The following is a 17,223-nucleotide window of genomic DNA, read 5'->3' on the forward strand; positions in this document are numbered from 1 at the left end:
TAGGAGTAAGACTATGTTTCAACACTTCTTTTCGGACTATCTTGTGAAGCTTCAGGAAACCAATCATCAGTGGTGGCATGATTTCGAAGTGAACAAGGCAGTCGTGAACTCTCCTTTAAACAAGGCCATGCAAGAAGTGAACTTTGAGGATACTGCCAAACTGTTCGAACAAGCTGCGAATCAGCCTGCTGCGATTTTAAAGCTGCAAGCACAGTGGTGGGAACAGCAGCTGCAAATTTGGCAGAATGTTGCATTGGCAGGGAACCAAGCACAAATCGTCGAAGCTGAAAAAGGGGATAAGCGTTTCTCAAACGAAGCGTGGCAAAATGAAGCCATGTATAGCTTCATCAAACAATCCTACCTTTTATTTAGTAAGACCTATCTGGACACCATCGAGTCTTTGGAAGGCTTAGATGAAAAGACGAAAGAACGTATTATTTTTTTCTCTCGCCAAGCCATTAACGCCCTTTCTCCTTCCAACTTCATCGCCACTAACCCAGAGCTTTTGAAGCTGACACTTGAGCAAAACGGTCAAAACTTACTGGCAGGCTTAGAGCAGTTGAAAGAAGACGTTGAGTCGAGCGCAGACATTTTAAAAATTCGTATGACGAATAACAATGCATTCCGCGTGGGCGATGACGTTGCGACGACACAGGGCAATGTGGTTTTTCAAAACGAATTGTTTGAGTTGATTCAATATCGACCTCTAACAGAGAAAGTGAATGCGACGCCGCTGCTCATCGTCCCACCTTTCATCAATAAATACTACATCCTTGATTTAACAGCAAAGAACTCAATGGTTCGATGGTTGTTAGAGCAGGGGCATAGTGTATTTATGATGTCTTGGCGCAATCCAGGCAAGGCACAAGCGCACATAGAGTTTGGTGACTACGTGACAGAAGGCGTAGTGAAAGCCGTCGCTGCAATTGAAGATATAACAGGACAAGAGCAAATCAATGCTGCTGGTTATTGTATCGGTGGTACTGTTTTAGCAAGCACGGTTGCCTACTACGCTGCAAAACGTATGAAGAAGCGCATTAAGTCTGCCACTTTCTTCACCACGTTGCTCGACTTCTCTCAACCAGGTGAAGTCGGCGCGTATATCAATGACACCATTGTTAGTGCAATTGAAGCGCAAAATAACGCAAAAGGGTATATGGACGGCCGTTCCTTAAGCGTGACGTTTAGTTTACTGCGTGAAAACAGCTTGTACTGGAACTACTACGTCGACAATTACTTGAAGGGTAACAGTCCGGTTGATTTCGACTTGTTGTACTGGAATAGCGATAGCACCAACGTCAGCGCTGCATCTCACAATTTCTTGCTTCGCGAGCTCTATTTAGAGAACAAGCTGGTGCAAGATAAAGGCGTCAAAATTGGTGGAGTATGGATTGATCTAAATAAGATCAAAATTCCTAGCTATTTTGTGTCAACGAAAGAAGACCACATTGCGTTATGGCAGGGAACTTACCGTGGTGCGCTGAACACGGGTGGTAACAAAACGTTTGTCCTCGGTGAGTCTGGTCATATTGCGGGCATCGTGAACCCTCCAGCTAAAAATAAGTATGGCTATTGGTTGAACGATAATTTGGATGACTCTGCTGATGAGTGGTTGAATAACGCGGAACACAGAGAGGGATCGTGGTGGACACACTGGAACGAGTGGTTACTCCAATTCAACCCTAAAGAGCAAGTTGAGCCTTTCCCTATTGGCTCAGAAAACCATCCGGTTATTGATGAAGCGCCAGGACAATACGTCAAACAGGTTCTGCCAGTAAAAGAATCTTAAACAACTCCCTATAGCAGTAAATCTTAGCGGCCTTTATGGTCGCTTTTTTTATGTATGATTGCTTGTTTATTGTTGGCAAGTACCATTGAGCAATAAATAAAAAGCGCCGAGCATTTGCTCGGCGCTCAGTGTCAACAAATAGGCTAGTTGACGAGTAGAGATGCGTTACGTTACACCTCTTTATCCTTACCAAATGACAGCAGCCAGAGAGAGATTGCTGCTACCGCCACAAAGCCGGAAAGAATAATCACTGGCATAGCACTGTAGCCAAGGATATGCCAAATTACAGATTCTAATGTACTCATGGTAAGTCTCCTTAGTGCCAGCCTTCAACGCCGCTCATGTCTGGTAGTTTGTGCGCAATACCTTTGTGACAGTCTACACATGTTTTCTCGCCTGAGGCTAGAGCGGTGGAGTGCTGTTCTGCCGCACGTGATCCTTGCTGAGAGTAATCCATGAAATCAAACTCATGACAGTTACGACATTCAAGAGAGTCATTCTTTTTCATACGTGCCCACTCTCGCTCTGCGAGGTGTCCACGACGCTCTTGGAACTTCTCTGGCGTATCGATCGTCTTCGTTACGAAGTGTGCAAATAGCTCTTTAGATGCCTGTACTTTACGAACGATCTTATCCGTCCATTCATGAGGAACGTGACAGTCTGAACAAATCGCACGAACACCAGAACGGTTGGAGTAGTGAATTGTTTCTTGAATTTCAGCAACGATCGGCGCGTGACAGCCAGAACAGAATTCTTCTGTGTTGGTTGCTTCCATACCTGTGTTGAATGCGCCCCAAAATAGAAGGCCACCAGCGAAGCCTAGAAATAAAACCACACCAGCGGCAGCTTTACTCGGGCTCGACAGTCTCTTCCAAAACGCTTTAAGTATTTTCATAAGTAACCTCTTAGTACTCGCGTTTCAATTACTGAAGCGAATCGACTGCCTTAAACTCGTTTTCCACTAGTGGTTTTGCATCCGTTTGTGGAACGTGACATTGCAAACAGAAGTAACGACGAGGAGACATATCTGCCAGTACCGCATCTTCTCTGTTTACATAGTGCGTTACGCTAATTTTAGTCGCACCTGACTCTTTTGCATTTTTCCAGCTATGACATGCAAGACACTTGTTAGCATTTAACGAAATTTCGTAGTGACGAATGCTGTGTGGGATCAACGGTGGTTGATAAACATAGCTGTCTTCAACAATTTGATCTTTAGGGAAGTCTTTGAACTCGTCTGCTGGACGCGTATCTTCCAATTGAGACATTCCACGTAAAGATTCTAGACCTCCAATACCACCTGGATTATCCAACTCAGCTTGCGCAATGCCTGTCACTAACGCACCTACAGATAAAACTGCGACAAGTAATTTTTTCATCATTTCATCTCCGCCTTTATGGCTTAAATTCTTTATTAGGCCGCCATAATGACGGCCGTAGCATTCAGTATCTGAAGGTTAAGCAATCTTAGTGATTTTGACTGGGCACTTCTTAAAGTCTGTCTGTTTAGACAATGGATCAGTCGCATCTAGGATAAGCTTGTTAATCAAAATACGTGCATCAAAGAACGGTACGAATACCAAGCCTTTTGGCGGACGGTTACGACCGCGAGTTTCAACACGAACGCGTACTTCACCGCGTTTGTTTGCCATGAGTACTTCTTCACCACGACGAACATTGCGTGCTTTTGCGTCTTCTGGGTGCATGTAACACACTGCGTCTGGTACTGCTTTGTATAATTCAGGTACACGACGAGTCATGGTGCCTGTGTGCCAATGTTCAAGAACACGACCAGTACATAACCACATATCAAATTCATCGTTCGGTACTTCTGGTGGCGCTTCGTATGGCGCGGAAATGATCTTCGCTTTGCCATCAGCATTGCCGTAGAAGTCCCAACCAGAACCTTCTTTCGCGTATGGGTCTGAACCTTCTTTAAAGCGCCACTGTGTTTCTTTACCATCAACAACAGGCCAACGTAGACCACGTACTTGATGGTAGCGGTCGTATGGAGCCAAATCATGACCGTGACCACGGCCAAATGTTGCGTATTCCTCAAACAGACCTTTTTGAACATAGAAACCGAAGTGGTGAGCATCGTCATTCAGTTCACGAGCTTCTTCGATAGGGAATTTGTCGACGTTACCATTGCGGTAAAGTACGTCGTACATTGTTTTACCACGGTATTGAGGCGCTTTCGCTAGAAGCTCTTCAGGCCACACTTCTTCCATTTTGAAGCGTTTCGAGAACTCCATTAGCTGCCACAGGTCGGATTTTGCTTGACCGACTGTGCCCACTTGTTGGTACCAAGCTTGAGTACGACGCTCTGCGTTACCGTAAGCACCTTCTTTTTCAATCCACATTGCGGTAGGAAGAATAAGGTCTGCTGCTTGTGCTGTTGCTGTCGGGTATGGGTCAGACACAACGATGAAGTTTTCTGGGTTGCGGTAACCTGGAAGACGTTCTGTGTTGATGTTTGGACCGGCTTGCATGTTGTTGTTACATTGAACCCAGTAACAGTTCAGAACGCCGTCATTCAGCATACGGTCTTGCAATACGGCGTGGAAGCCAGGTTTTGGTGGAATCGTACCTTCTGGCAGTTTCCAGATGTCTTCTGCAATCTTACGGTGTTTAGGGTTAGCAACCACCATGTCCGCTGGTAGGCGGTGAGCAAACGTACCAACCTCACGAGCGGTACCACATGCTGATGGTTGGCCCGTTAGTGAGAATGGACTGTTCCCCGGAGTCGAGATCTTACCGGTTAGTAGGTGGATGTTGTAAACCAAGTTATTCATCCATACACCACGAGTATGCTGGTTCATGCCCATTGTCCATAGAGACATCACTTTCGTGTTTGGATCCGCGTATTGCTTCGCAAGCTCGATAAGCTTCTCTTTCTCAACACCAGAGATTTCAGATGCTTTCTCTACTGTGTATGGCGCTACTGATTTCTTGTACTCTTCGAATGAGATAGAAGTGAGTTTGCCAGAGTTCGGGTTCTTCGCTGCTTTTTGTAGCGGATCATCGTCACGTAGACCGTAGCCGATGTCAGTGTCTGCTTGAGTGAAGTTCGTGTGTTTGTTCACGAAGTCCCAGTTTACTGCATCGTTTTCGATGATGTAGTTTGCGATGAAGTTAGCAATTGCAAGGTCAGACTGAGGATTGAAAATGTAGCCGTGGTCTGCCAACTCAAATGAACGATGGTAGTAAGTAGAAAGCACGTTCACTTTAACGTGAGGGTGGCTTAGGCGGCGGTCAGTAATGCGAGTCCATAGAACCGGGTGCATCTCTGCCATGTTTGAGCCCCAAAGAACGAAAGCGTCTGCGTTCTCAAAGTCATCGTAACAACCCATTGGCTCATCGATACCGAATGCGCGCATGAAACCTACAACGGCAGAAGCCATACAGTGGCGAGCGTTTGGATCAATGTTGTTTGATCGGAAGCCTGCTTTCATTAACTTTGATGCAGCGTAGCCTTCCATTACTGTCCATTGGCCTGAGCCAAACATACCTACGCTTGTTGGGCCTTTTTTCTCGAGGGAAGCTTTCCATTTCTCAGCCATGATGTCGAAAGCGTCATCCCAAGAGATAGGTGTAAATTCACCATCTTTGTGGAATTTGCCATCTTTCATTCGTAGCATCGGTTGAGTTAGACGGTCTTGACCGTACATGATCTTAGAAAGGAAGTAACCTTTGATACAGTTCAGACCTTTGTTTACTGGTGCTTCTGGGTCACCCTGTGTTGCTACCACTTTGCCGTTTTGAGTGCCAACAAGAACAGAACAGCCTGTACCACAGAAACGACAAGGTGCTTTGTCCCATGTGATTTTGGTTTGATCAGAGCTTGCAATCAGGTTGGCTGCAGATGCTGGTAGTGTCACACCTGCGACAGCAGCAGCTGATGCAGCCGCGTTTGCTTTCACAAACGCACGTCTTGTCATTTTCATACTTCACCCTCGATTTGGGAATGTTGTGTTCCAGTGTCTTCTTCATCCGTTTCTTCAAGCCCAGTTTCGATTTGGTGATAAACCAATACCGTGCTTAAGACGTTCGGTAAATTGTTAATGGCATCGATAGTGTCTGTGATGAAACCTTGGTTCTCAGTTTCAAGTACGACGATAATCTTGCCTTCAGGACTGTCACCATAGATTTCCGCATTTTCGTGTGCTTCTATCTTTTGTTTGATTTCGTCCAAATGTTCCGGCAGCACATGTACTACCAAACTTGAAATATGCACTTCATTTAGTGACATATAGCTCTCTCATTTATTTTTATTGCCTTTGGCCGACGACATTCGGCTTAGGCTGTTGTATTGCTCACATTGATGGATGAAGTCGGGCACACTGAAACACAGGCGCCGCAGCCGTTACACTCATCAAGGTCTAAATTGGGTTGTGCTACTTTCCCCAGTTCTAATTTGAACTGAATTGCCATCGGGTCGCACATATCCCCACAACTTCGGCATTCGACATTTTGTTTTGCTAAGCAGTTATCGTTGATACTTGCTTTTGCTTGCCAAGGTTGTTCTGTTTCTGGCAAGAAAAGGGGCTCAGGACAGGCGTTTGCACATTGATAGCAAAATGTGCATTCATCGATGGAAAAATCGACCGAGGGGAATCCGCCATCACTTTTGGTTATAATCTTTGTTTCACAGGCCTCAATGCATTTACCGCAGCGAGTGCAATCGTCCGTAAACTGTTGCGGTTTAGTTAACCAAGGCAAACGTACGGCGTTGTCGGGGTGCGCTTTTCTTGCAAAGAGTCTTCTTCTGGAAAGGTCTACCACTTAGTCACCTCGAAACTTGGAACCCAAACTAAGCATAGTCCACAATTTTCATTAATAAACTGTCATTTAAACTAACGAAATTGTAGTTTTTGACATATTTGTATAAATACCTCTTAGGGGGTAAATGGTATGCAATATTGTTTTGGATCAATAAATTCCGTCGCAGGTGATCACATATTGATAAAGTTGAAAGGTAATGGGTTCATTGCACGTAAAAATAGGATTGTTAATGGGCGAGGAACTCAGATTGTTTAAAAATGTGAAAAAGTCGGTGACGCGCACGATTGCGTCCGCGATGCTTCTTATTTTGCTGCTCTCAGTCGCTACGACTGGTTTTGCGATTTTTACGTTAGCGTCCAGTTTGAACGATGCTGAAGCCGTCAATGTTGCTGGCTCGATGCGAATGCAAAGCTACCGTCTGGCGAATGATATTCAGGTTAAATCTGTTGACTATTCTTCACATATTGACGCATTTGAACATTCGATATATTCACCTTCAATGAAAGCGCTTCAGCATTGGTCTGTGCCAGAAGACATCACTCACGATTACTACCGTCTTATTATCAGATGGCATGAACTCAAGGCGGTGCTTAGAGGAGACAACCCGGCAGAATATCAACTCCTAGTGGCCGGTTTTGTTGAACAAATCGATGAGTTTGTATTTAAGCTACAAAGCTTTTCGGAGCAAAAACTGATTAACTTAGCCTGGATCGGCGGGTTAGGGTTGGGTGGCATTCTTTGTGTCAGTATGTTTGTCGTTCATTTTGTGCGCCTCGAAGTTGTTCGGCCTCTGCGTGCTTTAGTTTTTGCTAGCGAGCAAATTAAAAATCGCTCATTTAATATATCGCTCAATGTATCCAGCGATAATGAAATGGGAATACTGACTCGAACCTTTAATCGGATGGCGACAGACCTTGGTAAGTTGTACCGAGGATTAGAACAAGCGGTTGATGAGAAAACACGTAAATTGCAGCATGCCAACCAGTCTTTAGAGGTGCTGTATGACTCGTCAAAAGAACTCACGGCGTCGCGTATTAATCAAGACAATTTCCAGGCGATTTTGCAGCATATCGTCAGTCTTGAGGGCATTAAAGCGGTCAAACTTGAAATCGAGCAGCTGGGAGAACCGAGCTGGACATTGATGGAAGGAGAAGAATGCTGCCAAGATTGTGATGAAGATTGCCACGGTAAAGCCCTGATGCTAGATGGTGAGCACTTGGGCTATTTATATTGGAAAGCAGGGTTACCTTGTCCGAACGAGGCTCTTATTGACAACTTCGTGCAGATTTTATCACGCGCCGTGTATTACAATCGGGCGCAGCGCCAAGCAGAACAAATTCTGCTGATGGAAGAGCGAGCCACTATTGCTCGGGAGTTGCATGATTCATTGGCTCAAGCACTCTCTTACTTAAAAATTCAGGTCGCTTTGTTGAAGAGAAGCGTAAAGAACTTGCCTGACGAAAAGGCGATCGCGCAGGCTAATCAAGTTATTGCCGAGCTAGATACGGGCTTATCTGCCGCTTATACGCAGTTACGCGAGTTACTGACGACGTTTCGTCTTACGATTAAAGAGGGCAGTTTTGGCCAAGCATTGCAAGACATGGTTGAAACGCTCAGTGAACAAACTGCTGCGGACATTACGCTAAAAAATAGACTTTCATCAACTGAACTGGATGCACATCAGCAGGTTCATTTACTACAGTTGATAAGAGAAGCGGCAATTAATGCTATCAAACATGCGCAAGCAGATAATATTCACATTCAATGTCTCGATAATGATGGAAAAGTCACAGTAACCGTTAGCGACGATGGAATAGGCTTTGAACATCAAGACGAAAAATTAAATCATTACGGTATGAGTATCATGCAAGAGCGGGCCGCTAGACTGCATGCCGATCTTCACATCGAAGCATCGATAAACAAAGGTTGTACCGTAAAATTAGAATTCCAACATAGTAAGGAAGTAAACAGTGACAGTGTGTAAAGTAATGCTGGTGGATGATCATCCACTCATGCGAAGAGGTATCCACCAGCTTTTAAGCTTTGAGCCTGAGTTTGAGGTCATTGCAGAAGCAAGTAATGGCGCGGATGCAGTAGCGAAAGCGCATGAGCTGGAACTGGATCTTGTACTTCTTGATCTTAATATGAAAGGCATGTCTGGCCTTGATACTTTGCAAGCACTGCGTGCAGATGGCTGTGAAGCCAGAATTGTCATTCTAACCGTTTCAGATAGCCCAGCAGATATAGAAGCAATAGTTCGAAGTGGTGCCGATGGCTATTTATTGAAAGACACTGAGCCTGATGAGTTGGTTGAGTTGCTAAAACAAGCGCATCAAGGGGACAAGGCATACAGCCAAGAAGTTTCTAAGTATTTGAGTGAACGCTCAGAGCAAGAGGACGTGTTTGATACACTGACCGATCGTGAATCGCAGATCTTAAGAGAGGTGGCAAGAGGTTTCCGCAACAAGCAAATTGCCGATCGTCTTTTTATCTCTGAGTCTACGGTTAAAGTACATATGAAGAGTTTACTTAAAAAGCTTCAAGTTCCTTCTCGTACTGCAGCAACCGTCCTTTATCTTGAGCGCTTTGGCGACATCAAATAACATTGTTGGATTTGAATCTGTAATAATAAATAAAATCAAACAGTTATATTGATTCTGACGAATGAAAAAACCGCCTGTTAGGCGGTTTTTTTACTTGTCTGGGCGAATAGAGTACAAGTCACTGTTGTGCTTACCACACTCCAAATAGTACTGATAAGCCACTTTTTTGCTTTCAGCAATGACTCTCATGCAGTGCATTTTCCCCTGTTCAAAATATCGAATCTCATATTCTACACTGGTATCAAGTTGCTCAGCGGCTGCCATACTTCGCCTCCATAAACCATCCAAAAAACATCCATGCAAATTATATGCCGTTATAGGGAGCGTCGTTCGGTACGTTTTTTAGCCGATAATTGCGCTCTAACTCACTTTTTTGCGGATAGCTGTGATCAAAAAGTTAATTTCAAACTCTATATATTATTAAGGTGGCAATCAATATTTGTCACACTGGTGTAAGTTTGCCGCAATACTAAGTGATACAGGTTGAGTATAGAACTTAATCAACAGAAAAGGGAATACGAATAAGTGACTAAATTAAAGGATATATCTAATAAGGCGCTTCGTTATGGCCTTCTATTTTGTTTCGTATTTCTGCTTGCCGGTTGTGCGAAAAAGTTTTTATACAGCAATATCGATTGGTTCGTGCTCGATTACTTAGAGGACTATGTCTCGTTGCAAGGGGAACAAGAAGTCCTGGTGGAAGAGCGCTTATTATTGTTGGCAGACTGGCACAAGAAAGAGGAGTTACCATTATATATCGAACATTTAAAAGACCTTGAGAGATTAAAAGCGAGCGATATCACCTTAAATTACTTACAACAAAATCGAGATAGAATGCGAGCGCATTACGATAGAGTGGTAAGCAAAGCAGCACCAGATCTTTTTGCGTTAAGTTTGCAGTTAACGAAAGAGCAAGAACGCGAGTTTTTGAGTAATGTACAAGAACATTATCAAGAGCGAAACGCAAAATATGCCGATAAGACAGAAGACGAAGTGCGTGAAATTATTCTGGATAACACTGAAGAGTGGATGGAAGAATGGCTGGGGAATCTATCAGGAAATCAGCGTCAATTAGCTCAAAGATTTTCTCAGCAAGTTATTTTAAACAGCCCTTTATGGAGAGATTATCGAGCCACGGTATATCAAGAGCTCGAATACTTGTTCGACAACAAATCTAATGTTGTGACTTATCAAGATATATTTATGCGACTCTTGTTCGAGCCAGAGAGTTATTATAGTGAGCAGCTTTCTCTGAATATTGACTCTAACTTTGCATTGGTTGATCAACTGACATTAGATGTTTCTCGTTCGATGACCGATAAGCAATGGCGTCATTTTCGTGAAAAGGTTAAAGAGTGGCGAGTATTGGCTGAGGAACTTTTAGATTAAATTCATGCTTCAATGAGCGAAAGCAAAGCGCAAAAGCCTTTCTTATCAAAAAATGATTCAAAGCAAATTCTTATTGAGCTAAGAGCGTAACATAGCGTGAGGTTTGATGAGGCAACGTCAGCTTATCAATGCGTGATAAGGCCTCATCGTACAAAACAATGAGAATAAATATGAAACATTTAGTTGAAAGATTTCTTCGATACGTCACGTTTGATACCCAATCCAATCCACATGTGACGCTTTGCCCAAGTTCACCTGGTCAGCTTGTGTTTGCTGAGTTACTTAAAAAAGAGATGATCGAGCTTGGTTTAAGTGACGTGACTTTGGATAAAAATGGCTACTTGATGGCTAAACTGCCAGCCAATGTTGATTATGAGGTTCCTCCTATCGGCTTCATTGCCCATATGGATACCGCGCCGGATGCATCTGGCAAAAACGTAAAGCCGCAATTCATCGAAGATTACCAGGGTGGCGATATTGCATTAGGGTTGGGGGATGAAGTGTTATCTCCCGTGCAATACCCAGATTTACATCACCTACATGGCCACAATCTTATTACTACCGATGGCACTACATTACTTGGCGCGGATAACAAAGCCGGTATCGCAGAGATTCTTTCCGCGGTAGCTCTGCTACTGGAAAACCCAGACATTCCACACGGCGACATTTGTATCGGCTTTACTCCGGATGAAGAAATCGGTCGTGGTGCAGATTTGTTTGATGTTAAAAAATTTGGCGCGAAATGGGCATACACTATAGATGGTGGCCCGCAAGGTGAATTGGAATACGAAAACTTTAATGCAGCAAACGCTGATGTAATTTTTCATGGTGTTAGCGTTCATCCAGGTACTGCAAAAGGCAAAATGGTCAATGCGATGAACTTGGCTGCGAAATTTCAAGTTCAAATGCCCCAAGATCAAACTCCGGAAACAACCGAAGGTTACGAAGGGTTCTTCCATCTAAAATCGGCAGAAATGGGCGTTGCACGAAGCGAGCTAGGTTACATTATTAGAGACTTTGACCGTCAAAGACTTGAGGATCGAAAAGCCTTTATGCAGAAACTCGTCGATGAAATGAACACGGGTTTACGCCATGGTTCTGTAGAGCTAAAAATAAAAGACAGCTATTACAATATGAGAGAAATGGTTGAGCCTTACCCTCATATCATTGAGCTGGCAAAGCAAGCGATGGAAGCGTGTGATGTGGAACCGATTATAAAACCTATTCGTGGTGGTACAGATGGCGCTCGTTTATCTTTTATGGGTTTGCCGTGCCCGAATATCTTCACCGGTGGTTTTAACTTCCACGGAATTCATGAGTTTATTTCTGTTGAAATGATGGAAAAATCAGTACTCGTTATTGTCAAAATTGCTGAGCTCACAGCGAAAAAACACAGTTAAAAGACTACGTCGAGACCTCTTGCAGATTTAATAACAAAATAGCCCAGATCTTCCTGGGCTATTTAAATATTAAGATGGAATACTAGCGCACGTCTTTGTCTTCAATTTCAATGTCTTCTAGTGGTAACCAGTCGACTTTCACACCCGCTTGATCGAACATATCTTGACTGACTTGGATTTTATCTCCCCAGCGAGATAAAAAGTCTTCAGACTGCTCAGGGCAGTGTACGTGTGAGATCCCTGTTTGAATGATCTTTGCCGCGCAGTTAGGGCAAGGAAAATGCGTTACCCAAATATCACATCCGTCTAAGTCACGTTTTGAGAACAAAATTGCGTTCTCTTCCGCGTGCAGTGTTTTAAGGTATTTCAACTCGCGCTCATCGGTGTCGACACTGTCAGAAACACCATGCGGATAGCCATTAAATCCAACAGATACAATGCGATTCTGTTTAGTAATAACGGCACCGACTTGTGTTGATGGGTCCTTACTCCAAGACGCCACTAGTTCTGCCATCTGGTAAAAGCGTTTCGCCCATTTAGAAATCATAGTCATCCTCTCTGTCGAAGGCGTTGAATTAATTGAATGATAACCCATTTATATTAAAAAAATAGTCAAAATCGGGGTCTTGAGTATGAAGGCGTCACTTTTTACCTTTTTAGCCACAAAACGTTCTTATCTTGAGCACTGAATCTCACTTTACGCCCGAATACAATACTCCCGTTAGTGTTTCCAAGCACACGCTAAAATTCGCGATCTCCTAAGGCGTATATTAAATAGTTATGATTGAGTTGTATGTATATTGCTCATTGAATACCACTGTTAACTAAATTACTTTATTTTCCTTTTGTTTCTCATGTTTACATTTAGAAACACCTTGGGCGCTTTTCAGTGAAGTTTTCAGTGGCAGCAAGGAGTAAGGTTGATAGGAATTCAACAATATCCTGTTCTATAAAGACGGTAAATACATGCAAAAGAAACCACTTGTCGCACTAATGGCGGCTACAGCAATCCTCGCTGGATGCGGGGAAGCTAATAATGCCCAAACGAAAGGTCAAGCGCCTCTCGTAGTGACTCAGGATGTCACGGTTATCGACTACCAACCGAGCAAGTCTTATATCGGTCGCATTGAAGCAGTAGAAGATACCAATATTACCGCGCAGATTTCTGGCTACTTAAAAGCTCGTCACTTTGAAGAGGGGCAAATGGTAGAAAAAGGGCAGCTCCTTTACTCTATCGAGCCATCTTCTTTTGAAGCCCAAGTCGCGAGTGCTAAAGCCGCACTTGCACAAGCTAAAGCGGCGCTAAAAAAAGCCGAATTAGATCATACTCGAGGTAAAAACTTGTTGCCTCGCGGTAGTATCTCTCAATCTGAGTTTGATGCTTTAACTGCGGCACTTCTTGGTGCGAGAGCAGAGCTAGAAGCGGCAAATGCTCAACTTAAACTTGCTGAAGTTAACCTTTCCTATACTCAAATCCGAGCACCTTTTGGCGGACGTATTAGTGATACCAAAGTTAGTACGGGTGATCTGGTTTCTCCGTCATCTGGCGTGCTGACAACTCTGGTGAGTTTAGATCCAGTTCATACCTCATTTAGTGTGAGTGAGCGTGAGCGTTTAGCTATGGGTATGGATCAAGTAAAAGGTGATGGCTCGGCTGAATCAAACCGCGTTGAAGTTCAGCTTGAACTGGAAAATGGACAGTTTTTTGAGCATCTTGGTAAGCTTGATTTCTTAGGTAATCGTATTGACACCAAAACGGGTACGATTGCTATGCGCGCGCTAGTGCCAAACCCAGAGCAGAAGTTACTTCCGGGTCAACACATCAAAGTGAACTTGAGAGATAAGAACACGAAAGACGTTATTGTTATCCCACGACGTGCCGTACAGACTGACTTAGAAGGTGACTTTGTGATGGTGATGGCTGAGGGAAGTGTGGCAGAGCGTCGTAACGTCGAGCTTGGCCCTCAGGTTGAACAAGGCATTATCATTCGAGAAGGGCTCGATCAGGAAGATACGGTTATTACACAAGGCCTACAACGTGTGCGTAATGGTGTAGAAGTGCGCCTTCAAGCACCTGCTGAAGATAAGCAGTAGGGGGCACTATGTTAAGTCGTTTCTTTATTCAGAGACCTAAATTCGCGCTGGTTATTTCGATCATATTAACGCTAGCCGGCGCGATCTCACTGGCGATTTTGCCAGTGGCTGAGTATCCACAGATAAGCCCGCCATCAGTAAGCGTTTCGGCTTACTACACTGGCGCGAGTGCGGAAGTTGTCGAGCAGGCCATTGCGGACCCCATAGAGACCTCAGTCAACGGCGTTGAGGATATGATATACATGTCTTCAAAGAGCGCGAACGATGGCTCTTACAGCCTAAACGTCACGTTCGATGTTGGCACCGATCCAGATATGGCGCAAGTTAACGTGCAAAACCGCGTGTCACAGATTGAGTCAAAACTGCCTCAAGAAGTTCGCATGGTTGGTGTGACGGTGAAAAAGCGTTCACCTGACCTGCTGATGGTACTTAACTTCTATTCACCTGATGGCAAATACGATGATCAGTTCTTGATTAACTACATTAACTTGAATGTAAAAGATCAGTTGGCTCGTGCGAAAGGTATCAGTGAAGTTAACGTGATTGGTGGTGGCGAATACGCAATGCGTGTTTGGTTAGATCCTGAAAAAATGGCCAACCTTAAGCTAACCACGTCAGACGTATACGCCGCTTTGGCTGAACAGAACGTTCAAGTTGCGGCAGGGCGTGTAGGTGCAGCACCATACAACAATCCGCAAGAAGTTCAGTTTAACCTTGTGACCAAAGGTCGCTTGGAAAGCGTGAGTGAGTTTGAGAACGTAGTCCTTCGAGCTAATCCCAATGGCTCTACGGTTTATCTGAAAGATGTTGCTCGCGTTGAACTAGGCAAAAAGTTCTACGATGGTAACGGTAAGTTCCGTGGCCAGGACGCGTCAATCGTTGCGTTGTCTCTTCAATCGGATGCGAATGCGTTAGAAAGTGGTCAGGCCGTCATGGAGCTCCTTGAGGGCTTGAGCAAAAACTTCCCAGAGGGAATGGAATACGAGACCAGCTACGATACAACCGTGTTCGTATCTGAATCGATCAAAGGGGTAGTAAAAACACTGATTGAAGCGATTCTATTGGTGATTGCTGTAACTTACTTGTTCTTGGGTAGTGCGCGTGCAACGTTGATTCCTGTTGTCGCGATCCCCGTTTCTCTGATTGGTACGTTTGCCATCATGCAGGCAACGGGCTTCACCATTAATACGGTTACTTTGTTTGGCTTGATCCTTGCGATTGGTATCGTGGTGGATGATGCGATTCTGGTTATCGAAAACGTCGATACTACCATGGCGAAAGACCCAACTATTTCACCGCGTAAAGCGACGTTGCTAGCGATGAAAGAAGTAACGGGCCCAATCATCACGTCGACCTTGGTCCTACTTGCGGTATTCATACCTGTTGCCATGCTGCCAGGTATCACCGGTATCATGTATCGCCAGTTCGCTTTGACCATCTGTATTTCGGTTGTGATTTCATCCATCAATGCATTGACGCTGTCTCCAGCACTTTGTTCCCTGGTATTGAAGCAGGGTGGGGGCAATACCGCTAACTGGTTCCAGGCTTTCAACCGAGGCTTAGAGCGCATTACTACGCGTTATGGCCAGATCGCTGGTTTCTTGGTGAAGAAGTCTTTACTGCTCGTGACGTTCTTTATAGTTGCTATCGCAGCGGTCACTTTCTTTGCGAAAACCACCTCTACAGCGTTTGTTCCTCAAGAAGATAAAGGCATTTTGCTGGTTAACGTACAGCTACCAGATTCAGCCTCTTTATCACGTACTGAAGAAGTCACCAATGATTTAATGAAAATGATCGGTGAAGAACCTGGTGTGGATGGTGTGACGGTTGCGAACGGTTACTCGTTTATGACAGGCGCAGCAGCATCAAACGGTGCTTCTGTATTTATCAAATTGCATGACTGGGATACTCGTAACTCGCTGCAAGGAGAGCACTCTGCTAATGCTATCGCGGCACGTATTAACGGGCGAGCGGCGACAGAGTTACCTCAAGCGGTTGTTTTTGCGATGGGACCACCGGCGGTTCCAGGTATGGGCGCTGCGTCTGGTTTTGAGTTTGTGCTTGAAGAAACGCTAGGGCGAAGTCGTACCGACTTGTCGATGGTCATGGGAGAAATGATCCAAGCGGCTAACCAAGCGCCTGAAATTGCCTACACGTTTAGCACGTTCCGCGCGAATGTTCCGCACTACTACGTTGATATCGATCGTGAGAAAGCGCAGCAATTAGGTATTTCGCTGTCGTCTATTTTCCAAACCTTGCAAGGCAACTTAGGTTCGCTTTATGTGAATGACTTCACCATGTTTGGTAAGAACTTCCGCGTAACCATGCAAGCTGATAGCCAGCACCGTAGCAGCATGGAAGATCTAGAGCGTTTCCATGTTCGTTCTTCGAACGGTGATATGGTCCCGTTAAGTACGCTAGTGAGCTACGAGCAAGTGTTTGAGCCTGATGTGGCGTGGCGTTACAACATGTACCGCAGTGCTATCATTCAAGGCCAACCAGCTCCGGGTTACTCTAGTGGTGATGCGATTGCAGCAATGGAACGCGTTGCTGCTGAAGTTCTTCCGCAAGGGTACACGTATGAATGGACAGGTATGGCTTATCAGGAAGTGCTTGCGGGTAACCAAGCCATTTATGCGTTTGCGCTGGCTTTGATCTTCATTTACTTGTTTATGGTGGCTCAGTATGAGAGTTGGAGTATTCCACTGGCTATTATTTTGGTGGTCCCAGTAGCAACGTTAGGTTCCTTCCTTGCGTTGAATCTAACTGGCACGCCGCTTAACTTGTATGCCCAAATTGGTCTTGTCTTGCTCATAGCCTTGGCGGCGAAAAACGCAATTTTGATTGTGGAGTTCGCCAAGCAAGAGCGTGAAGAAAAAGATGCTGATATCGATAGTGCAGCGGTTAAAGGAGGCACGTTACGTTTCCGCGCTGTGAATATGACCTCTTGGTCATTTATCCTGGGTATCTTCCCGCTTATCTTTGCCGCTGGCGCGGGGCACGTGAGTCAAAACTCACTCGGCGTGTCGCTGATTGGTGGTCTATTGTGTGTGCTTCTAGCAGGTACATTCTTGATCCCAGGCTTCTACGCTCTGGTGCAAAGACAGCGTGAGAAAGTTCATGGCGGCAACACCAAGCTGGTTCCTCTTGATGATGAATAATC

At 44.7% G+C, this 17,223-nt stretch carries 15 protein-coding genes; 7 read left to right on the plus strand and 8 right to left on the minus strand.

The window, feature by feature from the left end; all coding sequences use genetic code 11:
* Nucleotides 1-13: 13 nt before the first annotated feature.
* Nucleotides 14-1,789 carry a class I poly(R)-hydroxyalkanoic acid synthase gene (gene phaC, locus R7F64_RS10530; protein ID WP_213883397.1) on the plus strand — a complete coding sequence of 592 codons (1,776 nt, stop codon included), beginning with the start codon at nt 14-16 and terminating at the stop codon, nt 1,787-1,789.
* Nucleotides 1,790-1,959: 170 nt separating this feature from the next.
* Here the strand turns inward: phaC and R7F64_RS10535 are convergent, their stop codons facing one another.
* The 6 genes from R7F64_RS10535 to napF all read right to left on the minus strand — a co-directional run bounded on the left by R7F64_RS10535 (nt 1,960) and on the right by napF (nt 6,574).
* On the minus strand, nt 1,960-2,094 hold the full coding sequence (locus R7F64_RS10535) for a TIGR02808 family protein (protein WP_005373546.1): 135 nt from the start codon (nt 2,092-2,094) through the stop codon (nt 1,960-1,962).
* An 11-nt stretch (nt 2,095-2,105) separates the two neighbouring features.
* Nucleotides 2,106-2,684, minus strand: a complete 579-nt coding sequence (locus R7F64_RS10540; RefSeq protein ID WP_005373542.1) for a NapC/NirT family cytochrome c — start codon at nt 2,682-2,684, stop codon at nt 2,106-2,108.
* Between the two features lie 28 nt (nt 2,685-2,712).
* Nucleotides 2,713-3,168, minus strand: a complete 456-nt coding sequence (locus R7F64_RS10545) for a nitrate reductase cytochrome c-type subunit (RefSeq protein ID WP_005389061.1) — start codon at nt 3,166-3,168, stop codon at nt 2,713-2,715.
* Between the two features lie 78 nt (nt 3,169-3,246).
* A complete protein-coding gene (napA, locus tag R7F64_RS10550) occupies nt 3,247-5,736 on the minus strand; it encodes a periplasmic nitrate reductase subunit alpha (protein ID WP_005389060.1) in 2,490 nt (829 codons plus the stop codon).
* On the minus strand, nt 5,733-6,041 hold the full coding sequence (locus R7F64_RS10555; protein WP_005373535.1) for a chaperone NapD: 309 nt from the start codon (nt 6,039-6,041) through the stop codon (nt 5,733-5,735). The genes napA and R7F64_RS10555 overlap by 4 nt, the downstream gene beginning before the upstream one ends.
* A gap of 47 nt (nt 6,042-6,088) precedes the next feature.
* Entirely contained in the window at nt 6,089-6,574 is a 486-nt protein-coding gene (napF, locus tag R7F64_RS10560; protein ID WP_005373529.1) for a ferredoxin-type protein NapF, read from the minus strand.
* Nucleotides 6,575-6,821: 247 nt separating this feature from the next.
* Between napF and narQ the strand changes: the two genes are divergently transcribed.
* Complete coding sequence (gene narQ, locus R7F64_RS10565) at nt 6,822-8,558, plus strand: nitrate/nitrite two-component system sensor histidine kinase NarQ (protein WP_318071701.1); 1,737 nt, start codon at nt 6,822-6,824, stop codon at nt 8,556-8,558.
* A gap of 4 nt (nt 8,559-8,562) precedes the next feature.
* Nucleotides 8,563-9,177 carry a response regulator gene (locus tag R7F64_RS10570; protein WP_031777156.1) on the plus strand — a complete coding sequence of 205 codons (615 nt, stop codon included), beginning with the start codon at nt 8,563-8,565 and terminating at the stop codon, nt 9,175-9,177.
* Between the two features lie 90 nt (nt 9,178-9,267).
* On the opposite strand, the gene R7F64_RS10575 is transcribed toward R7F64_RS10570, so the two are convergent.
* Nucleotides 9,268-9,441, minus strand: coding sequence for a hypothetical protein (locus R7F64_RS10575; RefSeq protein ID WP_005373524.1), 174 nt, complete (start codon nt 9,439-9,441; stop codon nt 9,268-9,270).
* Between the two features lie 261 nt (nt 9,442-9,702).
* Here R7F64_RS10575 and R7F64_RS10580 point away from each other — a divergent pair, with 261 nt between their 5' ends.
* On the plus strand, nt 9,703-10,566 hold the full coding sequence (locus R7F64_RS10580) for a DUF6279 family lipoprotein (protein ID WP_318071663.1): 864 nt from the start codon (nt 9,703-9,705) through the stop codon (nt 10,564-10,566).
* A gap of 170 nt (nt 10,567-10,736) precedes the next feature.
* Nucleotides 10,737-11,966 carry a peptidase T gene (gene pepT, locus R7F64_RS10585; RefSeq protein WP_031781280.1) on the plus strand — a complete coding sequence of 410 codons (1,230 nt, stop codon included), beginning with the start codon at nt 10,737-10,739 and terminating at the stop codon, nt 11,964-11,966.
* Between the two features lie 82 nt (nt 11,967-12,048).
* Here the strand turns inward: pepT and R7F64_RS10590 are convergent, their stop codons facing one another.
* Complete coding sequence (locus R7F64_RS10590) at nt 12,049-12,513, minus strand: dCMP deaminase family protein (protein WP_005373515.1); 465 nt, start codon at nt 12,511-12,513, stop codon at nt 12,049-12,051.
* A 419-nt stretch (nt 12,514-12,932) separates the two neighbouring features.
* On the opposite strand from R7F64_RS10590, the gene vmeY reads away from it, so the two are divergent.
* Nucleotides 12,933-14,060 (plus strand): multidrug efflux RND transporter periplasmic adaptor subunit VmeY, encoded by a 1,128-nt coding sequence (gene vmeY, locus R7F64_RS10595; protein ID WP_318071664.1) that lies wholly within the window; start codon nt 12,933-12,935, stop codon nt 14,058-14,060.
* 8 nt (nt 14,061-14,068) lie between these two features.
* Nucleotides 14,069-17,221 (plus strand): multidrug efflux RND transporter permease subunit VmeZ, encoded by a 3,153-nt coding sequence (vmeZ, locus tag R7F64_RS10600; protein WP_318071665.1) that lies wholly within the window; start codon nt 14,069-14,071, stop codon nt 17,219-17,221.
* Nucleotides 17,222-17,223: the final 2 nt, after the last annotated feature.

The sequence above is a fragment of the Vibrio sp. Vb1980 genome (assembly GCF_033338615.1).
Classification (GTDB): domain Bacteria; phylum Pseudomonadota; class Gammaproteobacteria; order Enterobacterales; family Vibrionaceae; genus Vibrio; species Vibrio alginolyticus.

Bases quoted from the DNA above. Each gene is read 5' to 3' on its own strand.
- R7F64_RS10540 (WP_005373542.1), bottom strand. From the start codon at position 2,684: ATGAAAATACTTAAAGCGTTTTGGAAGAGACTGTCGAGCCCGAGTAAA.
- R7F64_RS10555 (WP_005373535.1), bottom strand. From the start codon at position 6,041: ATGTCACTAAATGAAGTGCATATTTCAAGTTTGGTAGTACATGTGCTG.
- R7F64_RS10570 (WP_031777156.1), top strand. From the start codon at position 8,563: ATGCTGGTGGATGATCATCCACTCATGCGAAGAGGTATCCACCAGCTT.
- pepT (WP_031781280.1), top strand. From the start codon at position 10,737: ATGAAACATTTAGTTGAAAGATTTCTTCGATACGTCACGTTTGATACC.
- R7F64_RS10535 (WP_005373546.1), bottom strand. From the start codon at position 2,094: ATGAGTACATTAGAATCTGTAATTTGGCATATCCTTGGCTACAGTGCT.
- phaC (WP_213883397.1), top strand. From the start codon at position 14: ATGTTTCAACACTTCTTTTCGGACTATCTTGTGAAGCTTCAGGAAACC.
- napA (WP_005389060.1), bottom strand. From the start codon at position 5,736: ATGAAAATGACAAGACGTGCGTTTGTGAAAGCAAACGCGGCTGCATCA.
- vmeZ (WP_318071665.1), top strand. From the start codon at position 14,069: ATGTTAAGTCGTTTCTTTATTCAGAGACCTAAATTCGCGCTGGTTATT.
- R7F64_RS10575 (WP_005373524.1), bottom strand. From the start codon at position 9,441: ATGGCAGCCGCTGAGCAACTTGATACCAGTGTAGAATATGAGATTCGA.
- R7F64_RS10590 (WP_005373515.1), bottom strand. From the start codon at position 12,513: ATGATTTCTAAATGGGCGAAACGCTTTTACCAGATGGCAGAACTAGTG.
- R7F64_RS10545 (WP_005389061.1), bottom strand. From the start codon at position 3,168: ATGAAAAAATTACTTGTCGCAGTTTTATCTGTAGGTGCGTTAGTGACA.
- vmeY (WP_318071664.1), top strand. From the start codon at position 12,933: ATGCAAAAGAAACCACTTGTCGCACTAATGGCGGCTACAGCAATCCTC.